This window comes from Veillonella fallax (assembly GCF_020687175.1).
GTDB lineage: Bacteria > Bacillota > Negativicutes > Veillonellales > Veillonellaceae > Veillonella > Veillonella fallax.
Window position 1 is genome coordinate 93881 of sequence record NZ_JAJEQD010000004.1, and the last position, 19516, is coordinate 113396.

The 19516-nt window shown below is 38.4% G+C and carries 20 protein-coding genes; 17 read left to right on the forward strand and 3 right to left on the reverse strand.

Annotated features, from left to right (window positions below):
* Positions 1-149: 149 nt before the first annotated feature.
* The 11 genes from hydF to LKD20_RS02975 all read left to right on the forward strand — a co-directional run bounded on the left by hydF (position 150) and on the right by LKD20_RS02975 (position 9466).
* On the forward strand, positions 150-1415 hold the full coding sequence (gene hydF, locus LKD20_RS02925) for a [FeFe] hydrogenase H-cluster maturation GTPase HydF (protein WP_227720856.1): 1266 nt from the start codon (positions 150-152) through the stop codon (positions 1413-1415).
* Between the two features lie 119 nt (positions 1416-1534).
* Entirely contained in the window at positions 1535-2056 is a 522-nt protein-coding gene (locus LKD20_RS02930; RefSeq protein ID WP_005384856.1) for a DUF4446 family protein, read from the forward strand.
* Positions 2057-2068: 12 nt separating this feature from the next.
* Complete coding sequence (locus LKD20_RS02935) at positions 2069-3022, forward strand: M23 family metallopeptidase (protein WP_227720857.1); 954 nt, start codon at positions 2069-2071, stop codon at positions 3020-3022.
* A gap of 153 nt (positions 3023-3175) precedes the next feature.
* The gene (locus tag LKD20_RS02940; protein WP_039968824.1) at positions 3176-3754 is read left to right on the forward strand and encodes a cob(I)yrinic acid a,c-diamide adenosyltransferase; all 579 of its coding nucleotides are present in this window, start codon (positions 3176-3178) and stop codon (positions 3752-3754) included.
* A gap of 29 nt (positions 3755-3783) precedes the next feature.
* Positions 3784-4923: a hypothetical protein gene (locus tag LKD20_RS02945; RefSeq protein WP_039969290.1), complete on the forward strand. Its 1140-nt coding sequence runs from the start codon at positions 3784-3786 to the stop codon at positions 4921-4923.
* A 72-nt stretch (positions 4924-4995) separates the two neighbouring features.
* A complete protein-coding gene (locus tag LKD20_RS02950; RefSeq protein ID WP_005384862.1) occupies positions 4996-5373 on the forward strand; it encodes a GerW family sporulation protein in 378 nt (125 codons plus the stop codon).
* Between the two features lie 259 nt (positions 5374-5632).
* The gene (locus LKD20_RS02955) at positions 5633-6091 is read left to right on the forward strand and encodes an OmpH family outer membrane protein (RefSeq protein WP_039968825.1); all 459 of its coding nucleotides are present in this window, start codon (positions 5633-5635) and stop codon (positions 6089-6091) included.
* Positions 6092-6388: 297 nt separating this feature from the next.
* Positions 6389-7405, forward strand: coding sequence for an Abi family protein (locus LKD20_RS02960; protein ID WP_227720858.1), 1017 nt, complete (start codon positions 6389-6391; stop codon positions 7403-7405).
* Between the two features lie 87 nt (positions 7406-7492).
* A complete protein-coding gene (locus LKD20_RS02965) occupies positions 7493-7846 on the forward strand; it encodes a nitroreductase family protein (protein ID WP_227720859.1) in 354 nt (117 codons plus the stop codon).
* A 390-nt stretch (positions 7847-8236) separates the two neighbouring features.
* Complete coding sequence (locus tag LKD20_RS02970) at positions 8237-8788, forward strand: hypothetical protein (RefSeq protein WP_227720860.1); 552 nt, start codon at positions 8237-8239, stop codon at positions 8786-8788.
* A 27-nt stretch (positions 8789-8815) separates the two neighbouring features.
* On the forward strand, positions 8816-9466 hold the full coding sequence (locus LKD20_RS02975) for a hypothetical protein (RefSeq protein ID WP_227720861.1): 651 nt from the start codon (positions 8816-8818) through the stop codon (positions 9464-9466).
* Positions 9467-9514: 48 nt separating this feature from the next.
* On the opposite strand, the gene LKD20_RS02980 is transcribed toward LKD20_RS02975, so the two are convergent.
* The 3 genes from LKD20_RS02980 to LKD20_RS02990 form a co-directional block, all read right to left on the reverse strand.
* Positions 9515-9802, reverse strand: coding sequence for a cupin domain-containing protein (locus LKD20_RS02980; RefSeq protein WP_227720862.1), 288 nt, complete (start codon positions 9800-9802; stop codon positions 9515-9517).
* 257 nt (positions 9803-10059) lie between these two features.
* Positions 10060-10725 (reverse strand): hypothetical protein, encoded by a 666-nt coding sequence (locus tag LKD20_RS02985; RefSeq protein WP_227720863.1) that lies wholly within the window; start codon positions 10723-10725, stop codon positions 10060-10062.
* Position 10726: 1 nt separating this feature from the next.
* On the reverse strand, positions 10727-11683 hold the full coding sequence (locus LKD20_RS02990) for a DUF1858 domain-containing protein (protein WP_105089976.1): 957 nt from the start codon (positions 11681-11683) through the stop codon (positions 10727-10729).
* 384 nt (positions 11684-12067) lie between these two features.
* On the opposite strand from LKD20_RS02990, the gene sfsA reads away from it, so the two are divergent.
* From sfsA to LKD20_RS03020, 6 genes are all read left to right on the forward strand, one after another.
* Positions 12068-13228 carry a DNA/RNA nuclease SfsA gene (gene sfsA, locus LKD20_RS02995; RefSeq protein WP_227720864.1) on the forward strand — a complete coding sequence of 387 codons (1161 nt, stop codon included), beginning with the start codon at positions 12068-12070 and terminating at the stop codon, positions 13226-13228.
* Positions 13229-13587: 359 nt separating this feature from the next.
* Entirely contained in the window at positions 13588-14382 is a 795-nt protein-coding gene (locus LKD20_RS03000) for a hypothetical protein (protein WP_227720865.1), read from the forward strand.
* A gap of 224 nt (positions 14383-14606) precedes the next feature.
* Positions 14607-15809 (forward strand): ATP-binding protein, encoded by a 1203-nt coding sequence (locus LKD20_RS03005; RefSeq protein WP_227720866.1) that lies wholly within the window; start codon positions 14607-14609, stop codon positions 15807-15809.
* A 116-nt stretch (positions 15810-15925) separates the two neighbouring features.
* Positions 15926-18397, forward strand: coding sequence for a DNA gyrase subunit A (gene gyrA, locus LKD20_RS03010; protein WP_227720867.1), 2472 nt, complete (start codon positions 15926-15928; stop codon positions 18395-18397).
* A 76-nt stretch (positions 18398-18473) separates the two neighbouring features.
* Entirely contained in the window at positions 18474-18845 is a 372-nt protein-coding gene (locus LKD20_RS03015; protein WP_227720868.1) for a hypothetical protein, read from the forward strand.
* Positions 18846-19122: 277 nt separating this feature from the next.
* Positions 19123-19488: a hypothetical protein gene (locus tag LKD20_RS03020; protein WP_213467414.1), complete on the forward strand. Its 366-nt coding sequence runs from the start codon at positions 19123-19125 to the stop codon at positions 19486-19488.
* Positions 19489-19516: the final 28 nt, after the last annotated feature.

Sequence of the window (19516 nt, forward strand, 5' to 3'; positions counted from 1 at the left end):
GTATATTAAATTTGATATCGAATTATGTAAATTTAGTAATGACAAATCGATAGCAATTCTGTATAATGTAAATACAATTTACAATCCACGGTGAAAGCGTAGTCTACGGGCTGCGCTTTTACTGTTATGTTAAGTAACAAGGATAGACTATGGAACAAACACCTAAAGCAAACCGCGTACATATTGGCTTTTTTGGTCGTTGTAATGCTGGTAAGTCTACATTGATTAATATGTTAACAGATCAGCCTGTATCCCTTGTATCTGAAGTAGCAGGGACAACGACAGACCCTGTGAGCAAATCTATGGAAATTTTACCACTAGGGCCTGTGGTGATTACTGATACAGCTGGTATAGATGATACAACTGAATTAGGTACATTGCGGATGGAGAAAACAGAAGAGGTTGTGAAGAAGATTAATCTCGCTGTTTATGTACTTCGTACCGATGAAGAACCAACTGCTGATGATATGCATTGGTTAGGCCTATTAAAACAAAACAATGTGCCTATTGCATTATTTATAAATGAAATCAATGCAGAAATTGACCAAGAAAATGATAAAGAAAACAACATAGAAAATAAAACAGATGTATCTACTTATGTAGAAACTCATAAGGGATTATCTGATTTAGCTACAGTGATTGGCTCTGCCGATTTTACATCTAAAGCTAAACGTTTAGAATTACTTGATCTCTTGGGTGGGTTAACACCGCTTGATGTAGAAGGTGATCAAACTCTATTACAAGGCCTAGTAGAAGAGGGGGATACCATAATTCTTGTATGTCCTATCGATAGTGCAGCGCCAAAGGGCCGCCTTATTTTGCCACAAGTACAAACTATTCGTGAAATATTGGATTATAAAGGCTTAGCGTTAGTGTGCCAAACAGAAGAATTACCTGCTATGATTAATTCTCTTAAATATCCACCTAAGATGGTTATCTGTGACTCGCAAGCTTTTGATCGCGTCGATGAGTTAACACCTGATACAATTCCGTTGACGTCGTTCTCCATCTTGATGGCCCGCTTTAAAGGAAAATTACAGGACTTAGTAGCTGGTGTAGAGGCAATTAAAAATTTAAAAGCAGGTTCTAAGGTGCTTATCAGTGAAGGTTGTACACATCGCCGCCAATGTGATGATATTGGTACTGTAAAGATTCCTAATCTTCTTAAGAAGCAAGGTCATACAGATTTACAGCTAGAATTTACTAGTGGGGGCGCCTTCCCAAAAGATGTATCTCAGTATGATTTAATCATTCATTGTGGTGCTTGTATGCTCACACGCCGCGAGGTGTTACGACGCATTGAATGTGCCGTTGTACAAGGCACACCAATCGTAAATTACGGTGTACTCATAGCGGCTCTACATGGTATACTAGAACGAGCGATAAGCCCATTTATTGACGAAATAAAAGGGTAGGTATAATTAATCTTTAATTACACATATTAAATTAAATTGTATACAGTCATTTAACTTTCACAATAAGAATGGTATAATTAAGTGTTGGAGTTTGAATGATTGTATAGGAAGGAATATACATGTTCGAATCGATTCAACCGTGGATTGGCATGGCAACCATCGTTCTTGTTATAGCGTTGTTAGTGTATTGTGTGATCTTGCACATTCGCTTAGGGAGCCTTAAAAAGAAATACGATTTCTTTATGCAAGGGGATAATGGTGCGAGCCTAGAACGTAAATTATCTGTAGAGGTTAGCGAAATTCGCGATGCTGCGAAGGGTCTTGAGACAATGTTGACTGAGCAAGCGGCGATCCGCAATATTCAAAGCAATACGATACAAAAAATTGGCTTTATTAAATATAATGCTTTTGAAAATATCGGTAATGATTTGTCCTTTGCGCTTACATTGCTTGACGGCAACAATAACGGCATCTGTATCTCCAGTATTTATGGTCGTAATGAATCCCGTATTTTTAGTAAACCCATTGTGAAAGGTAAAAGTCTCGTAAGTCTTTCACAAGAAGAATTAGAGAGTTTGAACGAAGCGTTGGGCGAACGCACCAATGAGGAAGCGTTAACGAGCGCCATCGTTTCTAAATAAGGAAGGTTTGTATTGAAAGTACCGGCATTTATTTCAAACAAAGTTGAAAGAAATGGTGACAACTGCATATTGACATTAACAACGAAGCAGGCGAAAATAGCGGCTATTGTTGGCTCTATCTTAATCATCGCGGCGTTGGTTCTCGGCATTTGGGGCATCGTGCGCCAAGCTGAGGTAGTGCAATTACGTCAACAGACACAATTGCAATCGGAACAGCTGAAATTATTACAACAAAAGACAGATGTTCTAGATAAGAAAATCCAAAACTTAAATCAAATTAGCGAAGAGAACAAGCAAATGCTGAAGGGCGCTGAATCTGGCACACCATCTCAAGGTGGCGGGGACGGTAGCGACCCAAAGCAGCCAGCCGCTGATGAAAGCGAAGTAAAGACGCTGACGGCGGCACAATTATCAGCGCGTCTGTCCAAAATGGACAAGGATGCACAAAAACTGCTAGTTAGCTTCTATACAATGCGTAATATCCTTCGCGATGGTGGTGCGCAAGACCTTATGGCTATGCAATCCATTAACTTCTCCGCTGGCTCTGGTGGTGTTACGAATAACACAACACCAAGTATCTGGCCAAGCAAGGGCGTTATTACCTCTCCATTTGGTAGCCGTGTGGACCCTGTAACGGGCGCTATCGGTGCGTTCCATGAAGGGGTAGATATTGCGGATGACTATGGTACACCAATCGTGGCTACTGCTGCTGGCGTTGTAACCTTTGCAGGTTATACAGAGGGTGGTTACGGCAACCTCGTTGAAATCGACCATGGCAATGGCTTCGTAACCCGTTATGGCCATAATAGTGCTGTATTGGTAACGGTTGGTATGAGCGTAAAACAAGGTCAAACAATTGCCTTGATGGGTAGTACTGGTAAAAGTACAGGTGCCCACGTTCACTATGAGGTACGCCTCAATGGATCTCCTACAGACCCTATGATCTTCTTGCCAATTAGCAACTAGAAACGTAATCTAAAACAGAATATATGTAACATAAAACATAATTCATACAAAAAAGAACTTGTTATGCGTGCAAATGCACTAATAGCAAGTTCTTTTTCTTTTCTTTTGTATATATATATTGTAAAATAAAAGTATATGAACGGAGGTATATCTATGAAGGCCTATGTACAAGTTTATACCGGCGAAGGCAAGGGCAAAACGACCGCTGCTATTGGTCTAGCCATCCGTGCCATCGGCGCTGGCAAGAAAGTCCTCTTTTTGCAATTTATGAAATCTAAAGTATATAGTGAACATACTATTTTACCTACCTTAAAGAATTTAACCTTGGAAACCGTGGGCAAGCCATTCTTTATCATTAAAGAAGGGATGAAGAGCAAGGACGAACTCGCTAAATGGGGCGATGAAGTGGTTGTCTTTGAATCTGGCAATCCGCCAAAGGATTATGTAGCGCTCATCGAAAAAGGCTACGAACGTGCACTAGCTGCTATCAGCAGTGGTGAGTACGATCTCGTGGTTCTAGATGAATACAATATGGCACTCTTCTTTGAACTCATTACATGGGATAAAACAAAGGCTTTGCTCGATGCTCGTCATCCAGAAACGGAACTCGTATTTACGGGCCGTGGGGCTCCTCAAGAATTAATCGATGAGGCAGACCTTGTAACGGAAATGAAAGAGGTCAAACATTACTACCTTCAAGGCGTAATGGCTCGAAAAGGTATTGAAAACTAATCATAGGTACACCTAAGGAGGTGATGTGGTTGAGTACAGTGGCTATTGTGGCCCTCGTTATTGTGGCCATCATTGCAGCACTCATCTTGATTATCCTACTGACACCAATCACATATAGCATCGAAATCAACGGACGATCGCCATATCGTGGCGAGGTGCGCGTCAAATGGCTGTGGCGTGTATTTTCACTGCATCTAGCGTATTTACAGGACAAACCATTTTTTAAGGAATTATACATTTTGGGCATGCTCAAGATTGGTCCTGTGAAAGATTATGAAGAATGGCTTGAAAATCGCGTAGAAGAAGAATACCAAAAGGTGATGGACGACGATGGCGACATGTCGCAATCGGAAGCCTTCGCCAAGGCGATGCAAGGGGGCGGACAAGGTCCTTCTGCAAGCTCTAGTGGTACTAGCTTTGATGATTTGAAGAGTGCTCAGCGTTCTGACGCTACCTTTAGTGATGAAGAAGCGCCAGGAGCGGGGACTTCTCAAAAGCCGAATGAGCGCATAGAACGTCCTGAACAAGCTTCTAAGGATATGGATGCACAAGCTCGTGCTGATCGGTATGACTCCATTCAGCAAGATCCAACATCTCATATTCAAAGCGATGATGAAACAGTGAGCCGCGTTACTTTTAACAGTGACGGTTCCATTAAGGAAAAGGTATTTACGAAGGTGAATGACCTCAAAACGACGGTGAAACAACGTTTTGAAAAGCCAGATCCAAATGATCCAGTGGCATCATTTAAGTCTAAAATTCCTACATTCTGGTTCATGAAACATGTAACAAATACAGAATTGTGGCACCAGTTATTCCTTGTTTCAAAACGATGCTATGACCACTCTAAACCACGCGATGTGGCTATAGAAGGTCGATTTGGTATCGGTGACCCATATCGCATGGGGATTATTGCATCTATGCTATATAGCATTTGGCCAGAACAAGCTGAGAACATCGAGCTCGATTATGTAAATTGGGCAGGTGAAGGTAGCGGTCACATTAAAGGTCGCATCATTTTAGCTGTTATGGCTTGGCATGGCACAAGATTTTTACTATCTAAACCAATGCGTTCCCTATTGGGTGAAGGTGCTCGTGTCTTCTGGGTTAAACGGAAGGAAGCTAAGCAGTTAGAAAAGCTGAAAGCCGAACAAGGTCAAACAGCGTAAGGATATATTAAGTCAACTAAGTACATGAGCTAACATAGCAATGATACTTTCACAAAAAGCGGAGGTACTGTGATGGAAAACAGTAATGTAAAAGAGAATTTGGAAGTCCTATTCGAGAAATTCAAAAATATGATTAAGGTGGAAACTGTAGTAGGCGAAGCTGTGCAAATCGGCGATACTACACTTGTTCCATTCGTAGACGTAACATTTGGTTTCGGTACTGGTACAAACCATAATACTGCTAATAAAAACCACGAATGTGGCGGCGGTGGCGGCGGTGCCAAAATGGAACCAAGCGCTATCCTCGTTATTAAAGGCGAACGCATTGAGTTGTTCAACATTAAAGGCAACCCTTACAGCAGCAGCTTCGATCGTCTTATCGGTTTGGTGCCTGACCTCGTATCCAAATTGAAATCCGATAAATACATTTATTTGAACGATGAACAATAATTCGACGTCGAATTATAAATACTAGGTGAAAGCCGTAATACCCACATGTGTGCTCTGAATATGTCCGTAGCGACTGCTATTATAGCTTCAGAGTATACTTGTGGGTATTATTTTAACTTCTATAGACTTTCATAAGCAGTTCATAGGGCTTTATTATGCTATGTAACATAGTCTTGTGAAAGTTAGCGAGATTTGTTATAGTAAAAATAGTACACTATTGGATTGTATAGTGACACTTTTATTTCGAGGAGGATTTCAGATGAAATTATCTAAAAAATTAACTACCCTAGCTATCGTTGGTGCTATGTCTGCTACTGCTGCAGTAGCAAGTGCTGCTAACATTGGCTTAGTAAATATGAGCCAAGTAGTAAATAGCTACCCTGGCTATGGTGCATTAGATATGAAAATGCAACAAGTAGACGCTCAATACCGTCCACAAATTGAGAAAAAAGTACAAGAAATTGAAAAAATTCAAGATCAAACTCAAGCAGAAGCTGAGTTTAACAAATCCGTAGCTCCATTGCTTCAAAAAGAAAACGAAGAAATCAACAAAATTGCTCAACCTATGATGCAAGCAATTCACAATGCTGTTGAATCCATTCGCGTTGAGAAAAAAATGGATGTAGTATTGGATGATCCATACACAATCCGTGCGGCTGACGCTAACAGCAAAATCGAAAACATTACTAACGAAGTAATTAGCCGTCTTAAAAAATAATATACATAAAATTGACCTCTAGTTGAGAAATTAACTAGAGGTCTTTTACTTTAAAGGACTTTTTTATTTATATAGCGAATTATAAACATTAAAAGTGTTATACATTTTATTGCAATTATAGCATTATAGTTCTTAAATTAATCGTCATGATGCAATTTAGTTATGTTCCCCTGTCTTGAGATATTCATTAATTATGATATACTATAGATAGTGAATAGACTTCAACGCTAAGGGCGTTGGTCACTAAGGCGCTATCTATAGATAGTGCCTTTTTTATTTATATAGGGAGTTTTAATTATGGCTTTTGATAAACCATTTTTGGATTTAGATAAGCAGCTTAATTTACTAGAGTCTCGTAATCTTATTATTACTAATCGAGATCGAGCAAAACGCCTTATTATGACGTCTTCTTATTATGATTTAATCAATGGATATAAATCTGTTTTTATGTTGTCCAATGACAGGTTTAAAGATAATGTAAAGCTAGAAGATATTTATATTTTTTCTTTTATAGATAAAGGTATTCAATCTATTACTATGAAATATAGTTTAATGATTGAAACATTATTTAAGACAAGACTATCCTATGTAATCTCAAATCATTTAGGGGTACATCAAGATGATTATTTACATGCTAGATACTATAAACGACAGATAAATCATCTTAGCTTTGCAAAGGTAAAGCAAGAGATTAATAAACAGCTTGATATATGTAATGCAAAACAGCCTACGAAGTATTATTTAAAATATCATAATCATGTTCCACCATGGATTTTATTTAAAAATATTTCTTTTGGAAGTGCTATTAATATATTTAGATTATTAAGTACAAAACATAAAAGAGAAGTGGCTAATCTTTTACTTCCTACTGATTTGATTACGTGTAAAGATAAAATAGAGTTATTAATTAATACATTAGAGGCAATTCGTCGTTTTCGTAATTGTGCAGCTCATAGTTTAAATTTCTTTGGTTGTCGATCTGTATATAATATACCAGGTAATATTTTATATACCATCGTACCAAATGGTGTACTTAAACGAGAGAAAGGTGAAATAACAAGTAGAGATAAGAAATCATTAAAAGGAATTTATGGTGTATTGATTATGACAGCAATATTATTAAATGATAAATTACTTGTTAGTTCTCTTATAGCTGAATGCAGAGGAGTTTTTAAGCCAGAAGTTAGTGGAGATGACGACTCAAAGCATATTGTAGACTTAATTAATGAATTAAAACAAAAATATAAAGAAGCTACACAAATTCCTATAGATTTTATTGATAGACTCGAAATTATATATAAATCAATTACATAAATAATACTAAAATCTTATAATTAGTAGGTTTTATGATTTTTCCGATTAAAATATAATGCCTGATATAACATTAAGGAGTGAGATCTAATGAAAGATTTTAAAGTATTAGCCACAGAACGGTATTCGGTTCGAAAATTTGATACGAAACCTGTAGAGCAGAAGAAGGTGGATGCTATCTTAGCGGTAGCTAGATTAGCGCCTACAGCTCATAATTATCAGCCACAACGCTTACTTGTATTAAATACAGCAGATAGTCTTAATAAGTTAAAAGACTGCACTAATGGTCATTTTAATGCGCCGTTGGCTATTATTGTTTGTTACGATAATCAAGTGAGCTGGAAACGTGAGTACGATGATGCGGATTTAGGCACTGTAGACGCCAGTATTGTAGGCTCTCATATTATGTTCCAAGTAGCAGATATGGGGCTAGGTACAACATAGATTGCTCATTTTGATCCAGCTAAAGTGCGTACGGCTTATAACTTACCGGATACTATCATTCCTGTAGCTATCTTCCCTATAGGATACCCACATCCAGACTGCGTACCTGCACCGGGCCATACAAAACGTTTTGAACTTACTTCTCTTGTTAAATATAACTCTTTTGATTAAATATTAGAAATTTACAATTTATTATAAATATCATAAAAAATACAATATTATATAGTTTCAATAAATAAAAATAGGGGCTAGTTGATTTAATAATATCAGCTAGTCCCTATTTTTATTATTTTAAAAGATGAAAAATTAATGAAGTTTTTAATGCTGATTTAACCATTATTTAGTGATAACTGATATACTAATCATAATACTTAGAAGGAGCGGATATTTATGTTTAAGCGATTTTTTGTTAGGTGGTTTTTCTTGACATGTATATTAAGTTCTATTTCTTTTATATCATATGCAGTGTCATTATATGATTTACAACATTCAAATCAATATAAATTATTATATTCTGATGAAAGTAAAGATCTATATATGAATTTAAGTTCTGTACAGAGCTTACGTTACAATCCACCTTACTATACATTAAAATATCAAACATATTTAATTGATTATAATGATAGTAGTATTACTTCATCTGATTTTATTGCTAATTATAATTATAATAATTCAATTGAAGGTATTGCTAGGTCTCTAGATGTAACAAATCTATCTTTTGATGAGGCAAAACTAGCTTTAAAAAGAGCTAAATTCAAAAATTCCGGTATCACAGGTACTTATAAACTTAATAAAGTATATAGTTTTGATGGTAGTGTAAAAGTGGATTTTGTCACTTTAGATGATGATATAAGATTTGAAAAACTAGATTATAGCTATGCTAATCCATTTTATATAGGTGCTGCATATGCTTTTGAAAAAGCATATAATATAGTTTTTTAATAATATATTTTTTATGGGGAGAATATTATGAAAAAAAGAATATTATTACTTATGTCGATGTTTTTAATGATGAATACCTCTTTTGCAGAAAATTTAGATCAAAATATAAATCATGATTCTTCTAATATAATGAGATATTCTGCAGAGCCTGGTAGTAAAACAATTTTATCTACCTTGTCAGAAAGTGATAAATTGAAAGCGGAAGCAGATTTTAAAAAAGGGAAAAAAGATTATTATAACTTAGGGAGAAAAGAGCCTGGTGGGTTAAAGCAATTATATGCAGCTCCTACTATGGCATATATTTCCACTCCTTATAGTTTATATAGGCATGGTATTTATTTAGAAAAACAGACATTTATTCCATTTTCAAATGAATTAAAAGCCGAATTAGAAGCGCATGCTGATAAAGTTTATATTTATACTTATTCAAATCCTATGTGGGGGATGCCTTCTTATATAGGAAATATAGTAATAAAAAAAGATGGTAAAATTTATAATGGTAAGATGATGGATTTTAAAGGGATTGATGCCGATGAAGGTGCATCAAAGGCATATGAATTTGATATAAATCTATTTGATGGAAGAGACATGGATGTTATTGCTGTTAATGTTGCTGATTATAAGCAACTTACTTTTCATATAACTGCAGAAACATATAAAAAACATCAATGGTATTAATTTTGAATGATGGATTAAATAAAAAAGGAGCGCTTAGCGCTCCTTTTTTTATTCTGGTTTATGAATAAGGTTTACAACGAATTCGCTGTCTTCTACAAGTGTAGCTTGGATGTAGTTGTCGCCGTTGAATTCTAATACTTGGCCTGGAATAAGTACGTGTTCTTCTGTTTCGTTAAGGAATACTTGTACTTTACCTTTAACTACTGTAAAGATTACGTTAGCTTCTGGATGATTGTGTTTTTCAACCTTTTCACCAGCTTTACCGCCTTTTTTTACAATTACATAGTTAGGACCTTGGAATAATAAACCTAATTCTTGATTAACTGTGCCTACCATAATAGACCTCCTAATTCTAGCTTTTATTTTGAAAGCTTACGTTTATACGTTACGATGTGTTAATACATAATAGAATGTATTTATTTTATGGTTACATTATAAATGATATTACTTATCAATGCTGTGCCTATAGCTACAGTTTTGAAAAAATAGTGGAGAAATATATAGAAAACTCAAATAACCAAATATTAGGCAAGAAAAAACGAGCGCTTTAAACGCTCGTTTTTTTGTACATATATCTGAGAGTAGATACTCTATTATTTTCTACGAATGGAGTATAAACGTGTGCCGTTTTCTTCAGTCGTTACAAGTTCAAAGTTTGGATCTACAGCTTTTACAAAGGCTTCGAACCATGTTTGGTACGCCAAGGCCATGAACTTAGGGTCAACGCCCGCTGTACGCCAGTAGCCTGCTTGTAATCTATGATCCCCAACCCATGTAAATTCATCTGGGCTTTCAGAAACAACTTGGTCACCACCATCACAAGGCATGCCGTTTACATAGAAGTTTTGAAGTGCATTGTAAATAGCAGGTGCAGTGTGTTCCTCAAGATTGTCTTGTGCCACAACGCCACATGCTTGACCTTGGACAGCAAATGCATCAAGAATAGCTGTTACTACATGTACGGCTTCATCGCCAGAGTTAGTATCGAGCAAATCTTTGATGAAAGCTGCTTCGCGAACAGATGCGATGTTGATTTGGTTGGACAACCAGCCATGGATATTGTCATGGTCGATGATGTTTTCTAGTGGAATACTAGGATTGATTGGCTCGCCGTATGTATCTACGGAGATAGAGTGTAATTCCTCTGCCAAATCATCAACAACCTTAGTTGTTTTTTCTAAAATCAAGTTTTCACGCTCAACGAGCAATTGAATTTTACGATATAACCAGTAATGGATGTGACCTAAGAATGCGGACATATTAAGCTCCTTTTCGTGCAGTTTCTAATTTTTGAACTAAATCGTATACATTAACACCGTGGATTTCTGCAGCTTGCCACAATGGTTCAGCTGTAGAAGATGGGCAACCAAGGCAACCCATGCCGATGCTTTGTAATACAGGCACAACATTTGGATATGTATCCACGATGTCGCGAATGATTGTGTCTGGTGTAATAGGAGCACCTGCTTCAAGGCGTGGTGCTTCTGGTTCAGGATCGTTACCATGACCAGGCAAGAACACAGCTGGTTCATCGGATTTGCTTTCAGCTGGAGCACCTTCAAGGTCGCCCAATACAGCCGCTTTGAAAGCCTCTAAACCAATGCGGTCAATGAATTCGCCCATACGTTCAATTTGTGCGTTTTCTTTATAGTATGCGATAATTCGATCTACTAATGCAAGAGCTTCTTTTTCAGTTGTTACTTCTGCGATAAGGTCGCCGATGCGTGGGTGAGCACCGCCGCTACCGCCAGCGTATACGTTCCAACCTTCTACAGTACCGATGATACCAACATCTTTCATGCGGCTTTCAGTACAAGAATTTAAACAACCGGACACGCCGATTTTCATTTTGCTTGGCATTTCTTGAGACAAATATTTGCGCTCAATTTGCATGCCAAGATGTACGCTATCTTGTTTAGCACGTTTACAGAATGTAGTACCTGGGCAGATTTTTACGCTGCGCACGCGATTAGATACAGTGTACGCTGGCTCCATGCCGAGCATTTCCCAAGCTTTATCTACGTCTTCTGCTTTCAAATTCGTAATCATAATGCGTTGGCTGCCAGTCAATTTAAGAACGGCGCCGAACTCATTAGCTACGTCGATATATTTTTGTAATTGTTCAGGTTGAATGAAACCTGCAGGAACGCGAGGTGTAATTGCATAACGGCGTTGACCGTTCTTAATGCGTTGTAAATTTGCTGCAATTTGTGCCATATTAAATCCTTTCTCGAGCCCTCTCTGCGGAGAATAGTGGCTAAAACTACTTAGTTAATCTATATAATTCTTTATATATAATTTATACACGCCATTGGGTTTTGTGAAAGCTTCGCACGTATACGAACAGCGTGATGAGATCAACTAGGCGATGCCTCATCAAAACCCGGCGTAACGATCAGTACGGGTATTAAATACTGACCTGATGTTCCTAGTATAAACTATTTTAACACGTAATAATGTAACCTAAGCTACAAAAATGAAAAATTTCAATATTAATTATTAATACTATCTATGATTATATAGGATAATGTTTTCACGTGAAACATTTATGTCACTTATCGTATAATAAACGTATAGAACACGATTGATATAGGAGATACGATGAAAGTCCTTTATGATACAATTTTAAAAGCAAAATATACAGGTCGTCCGAACCGTTTTGTGGTGACCTTAGATTTAAATGGTGAAAGCGTTCTCGCTCATTTGCCAAATCCAGGCCGTATGTGGGAGCTCTTGTTTACGGGTGTAACGATGTATATCGTGCCTCACGATAAGCCTGATGCAAAGACGAAATATCGCGTGGTAGGTATTGAGCGCGATGGGGTTGTGATTATGCTCGACACGAATTACAGTAATGATGTAGCGCAGCATTTGATCGAAAATAAACTCATCCCTGGATGGGAGGATTGGCATGTTGTGAGACGGGAGTATACGGTTAAACTACATGGCACATCATCACGGTTTGACTTGCTTCTCACCAATGATAAAGGCCATGAGTTCTTGTTAGAGGTTAAGTCTTGTACGTTATTCTCCAAGACTGGAGCCATGTTCCCTGATGCTATTACAGAACGAGGCCGTAAGCATTTATTGCATTTGAAAGAACTACAAAACGAAGGCTACCATACAGGGGTTCTATTCCTCGTACAATGGGATAGAGCGCAGTGGTTCTTGCCAGACTACCATACAGATTTGGAATTTGCCAAAATCTTTAAAGAGGTAGCCCCTTCTTTAGACTGGAAAGCCGTTGCTGTGGCGTGGGATGAGACTTTTACCATGCCGACCGTAACTCATGAATGTTCTTATCCGAGTAGCATTCTCGACACAGAGGCTCACGATAGCGGCGTGTACGTGATGGTCATGCATCTCGACCACGATCTTGACCTTGAGATCGGCTCTAAAGGAATGATGCATTTCAAGGCGGGTTACTATATGTACGTAGGCTCTGCGAAGGCGAATTTAACGAAGCGCATTGAGCGCCATAAGCGAAAACGGAAGAAAATGCACTGGCATCTAGATTACTTCCGCGGTCACTGTGAAATGATCGGAGGCCTGCCAATACGAACTAGCCTAGATGATGCGGAATGTGCTCTAGCTGATACGGTCAGTGGCGTTGCCGAATGGGACGTGCCTAAATTCGGATCCTCTGATTGCGACTGTAAAAGCCACCTATTTGGGATGACGGAAAATCCGATACACAATCAATCCTTTATGAATGTGGTGGAGGATTATCGCATGAATATGTTAGATGCGCTAGTTAAGTGATTGTTATTAATGGTGAGTAATCGAAAATAGTATGGATGGGGCCCGAATACAAATATGCTAGATTGTTAAAAAAGGGATTCCCTTATCTCTTTGCTCCATAGTGACCTAAGTCGCTCATCAATAAGGGGATCTCTTTTTTATAACGTTATATGTGAATCCGTCCCATCCATACCTATGTTTTCTATTAACTAGTTGCTTCACCCATTAACAACAAATGCACTTTTCCTTTCGCATGGGGCGGGGCCCCTCAATGGGGAAAGTGTGTGAAGTAGAGTATCATCAATCAGTTGATTTTATCAATGATTATGTCTGAATGTTTGATATGAATGGGAGAAAAGGAGAGCGGGGAGGTTTTGTGTATGAGGTTATTTAGGTGTGTGTTGTTGGTTATGGTTGGTATTTGTAGTGTTGTGTTGAGTGGTTGTTCGTTTGTGTGGACGACGGAGAATGGCAATCCGGCCACGCCAGAGGATATCAAGGCTGTTGTGGAAAAGGAGTTCAGCGTTGTTCACCCTCGCCTAGTTCTTCAATCTACGGTGGTGGAGAAGGAGAAACCTTTCCAGCGCAATGTGTATGTTTTTTACGATGAAAGCAATGGTTTTTCTTTTACCATAAATTCTGTGGTGCATCGTCCAACCTTGCCTGCACCTGGTGGTGAGAGAGATAATAATGCAGATTTTGCTTATTCACAGGCGTATTTAGTTCATTTGAACTCTTCTTTGGTGGAGAGTGCTAAGCGATATAGCATGCGAATGGCGACTCACGAGGAGGCTTTGGAGCTAGCTAAATCTAAAGCGACACGTGTTGCTGGCACTAATAAGATACCTCTATTTACATACGATGAGATTGTTTTTGTCGATAAGGCTGTAAAGGGTGAGGATGTTCTAACCTTTATGAAATCTATATATAGCCAGTATAAACCGCAAGATAATCCAGCACTGTTGCCTACTGAAAGAAGCATAGGCTTTTATTATTTGCCAAAAGGAGAAGAGGACAAAACAAAAGCGAAGTATTTGATCTCATTTAGATTTAAGGCAAAGAATGATTGGAAAGAAACTATGCTAACTGGAATTGGTAGCACCGGTGCAGACACTTCGGCTGTGGAACGAGATTTCGTTAGCATTTTAGATCATATGATACGTCAGTCTATTTGATTTGACTGGTAAGATGATAAAACGATTGTTTAGGGATTACAATCCTAAAATTTTATATAGTTGAAGTGAATAGGGATTATAATCCTAAAATATGATATAATTTAAAGAAATAAGGATTGCAATCCCTGTTTCATTTAAAAGTATGATGGGTTAGGATTACTATCCTAATTTATGTTTCTACTTGTTGCAATAATAGTGAATATTGTTGAGATAAGGAGGTTATAATGCCTTTAATTCAACGCGAGCAATATTTAGAGTTTTTAAGGCGTCATAAAGATCAAGATGTAATCAAAGTCGTTTCAGGTGTGCGTCGATGCGGCAAATCTACATTATTTGAGTTGTTTAAACAAGAATTATTAGCTAGTGGTGTGAAAGCCAATCAAATCATTTCTATTAATTTTGAAGATTTAGAGTTTGAACCGCTACAGGAGTATCATGCCCTCCATGAGTATATAGTAGAACGATTGATTTCAGAGACTCCCATGTATGTATTTTTAGATGAAGTGCAGCATGTACCACAATTTGAGAAGGTCGTAGGGAGTTTATTTATCAAACCTAATGTGGATATTTATATTACAGGTTCAAATGCATATTTTATGTCTTCTGACATTGCTACATTGTTAACTGGAAGATATGTACAAATAGAGATGTTACCTCTTTCTTTTAAAGAATTTCATAGTGCATATAGTCAGCAAAACTTGTTAGATATGGATATATACAATTTGTATATCGAGCATAGTTCCTTCCCTAGGCTTGTACATGTTGAAGATGATGAAAGTATTGATGAATATTTAGAAAGTATTCTTAATACGGTTGTTCTGAAAGATATTGTGACGAGATTAAAAATTACAGATGTGCCTTTATTATTGGATATTATTAAATATCTATTAGCTAATATAGGGAGTTTGATTAATCCAACGAAAATTGCGAATACGCTCACTAGTTATGGTCGCAAAACGGATAATAAAACGGTTGAGAAGTATTTACAAGGTCTCAAAGATGGTCTTTTAATCTATGAAGTTGACCGATTTGATGTAAAGGGAAAAGCGTTGTTGCAGCGAAATGCTAAATATTATGTTGTAGATAGTGCATTCCGTAAGTTTTTATTAAGTCGTACAGATTCGGATCGCGGTCATATACTCGAGAATATTGTATATTTGGAATTAATTAGACGTGGTTACCGTGTTTATGTAGGGCATCTACAAAATGGTGAAATAGATTTTGTAGCTAAAAAGCCACATCGTTTAGAGTATTATCAAGTAAGCTATACCGTAATGGAAGATACTACGTTACGACGTGAATTATCACCGTTAGAGAAACTTGATGATAACTATCCTAAATATTTACTTACAATGGATGTGTTACATAAAACAGATAATCATAATGGTATAGAGCAAAAGAATGTTTTAGATTGGCTACTAGAGTAGGTGAAGTAGCTTTCACAAAAATGCAGAAAAATACCGATAAAATTAGCCTTTAGCCCTTAAAAATGCTATAATATTATGATGAATTATAATCAGTGTTAGTAAAATGAGGTGAGATTGTGGCAGACCAACAATGGTCCCACGGGAATATTCATCCCGTTCAGATTGATAAAGAAATGAAGAACGCCTATATCGATTATGCGATGTCCGTAATCGTAATGCGTGCTCTTCCAGATGTGCGCGATGGCTTGAAACCAGTGCATCGTCGTATTTTGTACGCGATGCACGAAACAGGCATGACGCCAAATAAACCGTACAAGAAATCCGCTCGTATCGTCGGTGACGTACTCGGTAAATATCATCCACATGGTGATCGCTCCGTTTACGACGCAACGGTTCGTTTAGCGCAAGATTTCAATACGCGCTACCTCTTGGTAGACGGCCACGGTAACTTTGGTTCCATCGACGGCGATAGTGCCGCTGCGATGCGTTATACCGAAGTACGTATGGCGAAAATTACGCAAGAAATGCTCGCTGATATCGACAAGGAAACTGTTGATTTCATGCCGAACTATGATGAAAGCTTGCAAGAACCTACAGTATTGCCAGCGAAGATTCCAAATCTTCTCATCAATGGTTCCAGCGGTATCGCTGTAGGGATGGCGACAAATATTCCGCCGCACAACCTTAACGAGGTATGTAATGGCCTTACCATGCTCATCGATAATCCAGATGTAACTGTGGACGAATTGATGACGCAAATCAAAGGTCCAGACTTCCCGACTGGGGCGCTCATTTTGGGCCGGGAAGGCATTAAAAAAGCATACTCCACAGGTCGTGGCAGCGTAAAAATGCGTGCTCGTGCAACCATTGAAGAAATGGCGAAGGGCAAGCATAAAATCGTAGTGACTGAGATCCCATACCAAGTTAACAAGGCTCGTGTTATCGAAACGATTGCAAATTTGAGCCGCGACAAGGTTATCGATGGAATCACAGCACTTCGCGATGAATCTGACCGTCAAGGTCTGCGCATTGTTATCGAATTGCGCGCTGACGTGCAACCAGATATCGTTCTTAACAAATTATATAAACATACTCAACTTCAAGAATCTTTCGGCGTGATTATGTTGGCTCTCGTAGACGGTCATCCTCGCGTATTGAATTTGAAAGAAGTATTGGGTTACTACTTGGATCATCGTCTCAATGTAATCGTGCGTCGTACTCAATTCGAGCTTAATAAAGCCGAAGCGCGTGCTCACATCTTGGAAGGCTTGTTGATCGCTCTCGACCACATCGATGAAGTTATCGCTACAATCCGCAGTTCCCAAACTGACGAAATTGCACGTAACGCATTGATGCAAAAATTCGGGCTTTCAGAAAAACAAGCAGTAGCCATCCTCGACATGCGTTTACGACGTTTAACAGGCTTGGAACGCGAAAAAATCGAAGACGAATACAAGGAATTGTTGGCATTAATCGAAGACTTGAAAGCTATCTTGGCTAGCGAAGCGCGTCAACGTCAAATCATCAAAGACGAACTCGATGATATGAAGAAAAAATACGGCGACCCTCGTCGTTCTGAAATCACAATCGATACGTCCGACCTTGATGTAGAGGACCTCATCGCTGACGAAGAGATGGTTATTACCTTGACTAAACAAGGTTACATCAAACGGATGAACGCGAACGTATATCGCAACCAACATAAAGGTGGCGCTGGCGTTATCGGCATGAAGACGAAGGAAGACGACTATGTAACGCAAATTATGCATGTACGCACGCATAATACATTGTTATTCTTCACGTCCGCTGGCCGTGCATATCGCTTGAAAGCATACGAAGTGCCAGAAGCAGGTTCTCGTAATTCTCGCGGTACCGCTATGGTTAACGTATTGCCACTAGCTGTAGGCGAATCCGTTACAACTATGATCGACCTTGAACGCGTTCAAGAAGATGTAAACTTATTCATGGTAACTGAGTTCGGTGTTGTAAAACGTACAGCTATCGAAGAATACCGCAACATCCGTCGTTCTGGTCTCAATGCCATCAACCTCGATGAAGGGGATCACTTGATTTCCGTCAACGTAACGACTGGCAACCAAGACATCTTGCTTGGTACTAAATTGGGTATCGCTATTCGCTTCAATGAAAACGACGTTCGTCTCATGAAACGTGCGGCTCACGGCGTACGCGGCATTAAACTTAATGCGGGCGATGTGGTTGTAGGCGCTGGTGTTCTTAATGCTGATGAAAGCGAAGCACAAGTGTTTACTATCTCCGAAGAGGGTTTCGGTAAACGCAATGATGCGGAAGCTTACACATTGCAAAAACGCGGTGGTAAAGGCTCTAAGAACTTCAAGATTACGAACAAAACTGGCGACGTAGTATCCGTAGAGGTTGTTCATAACGATGACGAAGTTATGCTTATCTCTGAACAAGGCAAAATCATCCGCTTCAACATGAACGATATTGCTGTGAAGAAGGGCAAAGCTATTTCTGGTGTGAAAACACAAAACCTCGACGAAGGTGATAAAGTAGCTAGTATTGCTGTTATTCCAGGTGCTGAAATCGAAGACGAAGAAGCAGAATAATTTGTATTAATAGTATATGTAAGAAACTATGGGCGGCCATCTTAGATGGTCGTCTCTAGCGTTAAGGAGTTTAGATATGAAAAAATGGTTAGCTGCTATGTTTGCAGCAGGGGTTTTATTCTTAGGCGGCTTTGGTCAAGCTAGTGCTGCTGATTGGTACTATATCGATGCTGACGCAGATGATGCAGCATGGTTCATCGATAATGCATCTGTATACAAAACAGATGATGCGGCTACAGTACTTGTTAAAATTAACAATGTAGAAGGTTTCACATACATCTACACAGTACGCATTGACCGTAAAGAAAAAACATGGACAGAACTTGATACAACAGTATACAGCGCTGCAGGCGTAGCGTTATTGTCCAGCAAAGAAGCACAAAAACCTACAAAAATTGAAGATGATACCATGGGGGCGGAAGTTATGCAAGCCCTATGGGGAAAATAATATATCTTTAATACGTAAGTGACGTAACCCTTCATCAAAAAGCCTCCATAGCCGAGCTAAGTCATTTTTTGATGAAGGGTTACTTTTTTATTTAAAGCTATATTACTATTTCCTCATAGGGGCCTTGCTAGACATTCCTTGGGAGTTTATTTTAATTATGCAGTTTATAGAGTTTTTATTAGTAATATGCAATTATGGTGTTATAATGAAGGCGTAGGGAATTTATGGTATGCAGATTGCATAGTTATTTGAATTTTATAGTCAGGAGAGAATAGTTATGAAAAAATGGTTTGCTTGTTTAGCGGTAGCCGGTTTGTTATTCAGTGCTGGTGTGGGTGTGTCTCATGCTGAAAGTTGGTATGCATTAGATACAGACCAAGCTGGTCGTACTGGTTATATCGATAATGATTCTGTTGATAAGAACGATGCTCGTGCTACATTGCGCTTAAAGATTGTAGATCCAAATGGAGATCATTCCATTTACACAATGACATTTAACCGTGCTGATAAAACAGTACAACTCATTGATGTGACTACCTATAACCCACAAGGCTATATGATTGGCTCTGAAACATTGGCAAATACAAAAGTACAAATACAAGAAGGAAGTAACCTAGATCACGTGTATCACTTGATTTGGTAAATTTCCTCTACTAGTAGAAAGGGTTCTA

Coding starts and splice junctions, on each gene's coding strand:
- hydF (WP_227720856.1), top strand. CDS start 150: ATGGAACAAACACCTAAAGCAAACCGCGTACATATTGGCTTTTTTGGT.
- LKD20_RS02930 (WP_005384856.1), top strand. CDS start 1,535: ATGTTCGAATCGATTCAACCGTGGATTGGCATGGCAACCATCGTTCTT.
- LKD20_RS02940 (WP_039968824.1), top strand. CDS start 3,176: ATGAAGGCCTATGTACAAGTTTATACCGGCGAAGGCAAGGGCAAAACG.
- LKD20_RS02950 (WP_005384862.1), top strand. CDS start 4,996: ATGGAAAACAGTAATGTAAAAGAGAATTTGGAAGTCCTATTCGAGAAA.
- LKD20_RS02955 (WP_039968825.1), top strand. CDS start 5,633: ATGAAATTATCTAAAAAATTAACTACCCTAGCTATCGTTGGTGCTATG.
- LKD20_RS02960 (WP_227720858.1), top strand. CDS start 6,389: ATGGCTTTTGATAAACCATTTTTGGATTTAGATAAGCAGCTTAATTTA.
- LKD20_RS02965 (WP_227720859.1), top strand. CDS start 7,493: ATGAAAGATTTTAAAGTATTAGCCACAGAACGGTATTCGGTTCGAAAA.
- LKD20_RS02970 (WP_227720860.1), top strand. CDS start 8,237: ATGTTTAAGCGATTTTTTGTTAGGTGGTTTTTCTTGACATGTATATTA.
- LKD20_RS02975 (WP_227720861.1), top strand. CDS start 8,816: ATGAAAAAAAGAATATTATTACTTATGTCGATGTTTTTAATGATGAAT.
- LKD20_RS02980 (WP_227720862.1), bottom strand. CDS start 9,802: ATGGTAGGCACAGTTAATCAAGAATTAGGTTTATTATTCCAAGGTCCT.
- LKD20_RS02985 (WP_227720863.1), bottom strand. CDS start 10,725: ATGTCCGCATTCTTAGGTCACATCCATTACTGGTTATATCGTAAAATT.
- LKD20_RS02990 (WP_105089976.1), bottom strand. CDS start 11,683: ATGGCACAAATTGCAGCAAATTTACAACGCATTAAGAACGGTCAACGC.
- sfsA (WP_227720864.1), top strand. CDS start 12,068: ATGAAAGTCCTTTATGATACAATTTTAAAAGCAAAATATACAGGTCGT.
- LKD20_RS03000 (WP_227720865.1), top strand. CDS start 13,588: ATGAGGTTATTTAGGTGTGTGTTGTTGGTTATGGTTGGTATTTGTAGT.
- LKD20_RS03005 (WP_227720866.1), top strand. CDS start 14,607: ATGCCTTTAATTCAACGCGAGCAATATTTAGAGTTTTTAAGGCGTCAT.
- LKD20_RS03015 (WP_227720868.1), top strand. CDS start 18,474: ATGAAAAAATGGTTAGCTGCTATGTTTGCAGCAGGGGTTTTATTCTTA.
- LKD20_RS03020 (WP_213467414.1), top strand. CDS start 19,123: ATGAAAAAATGGTTTGCTTGTTTAGCGGTAGCCGGTTTGTTATTCAGT.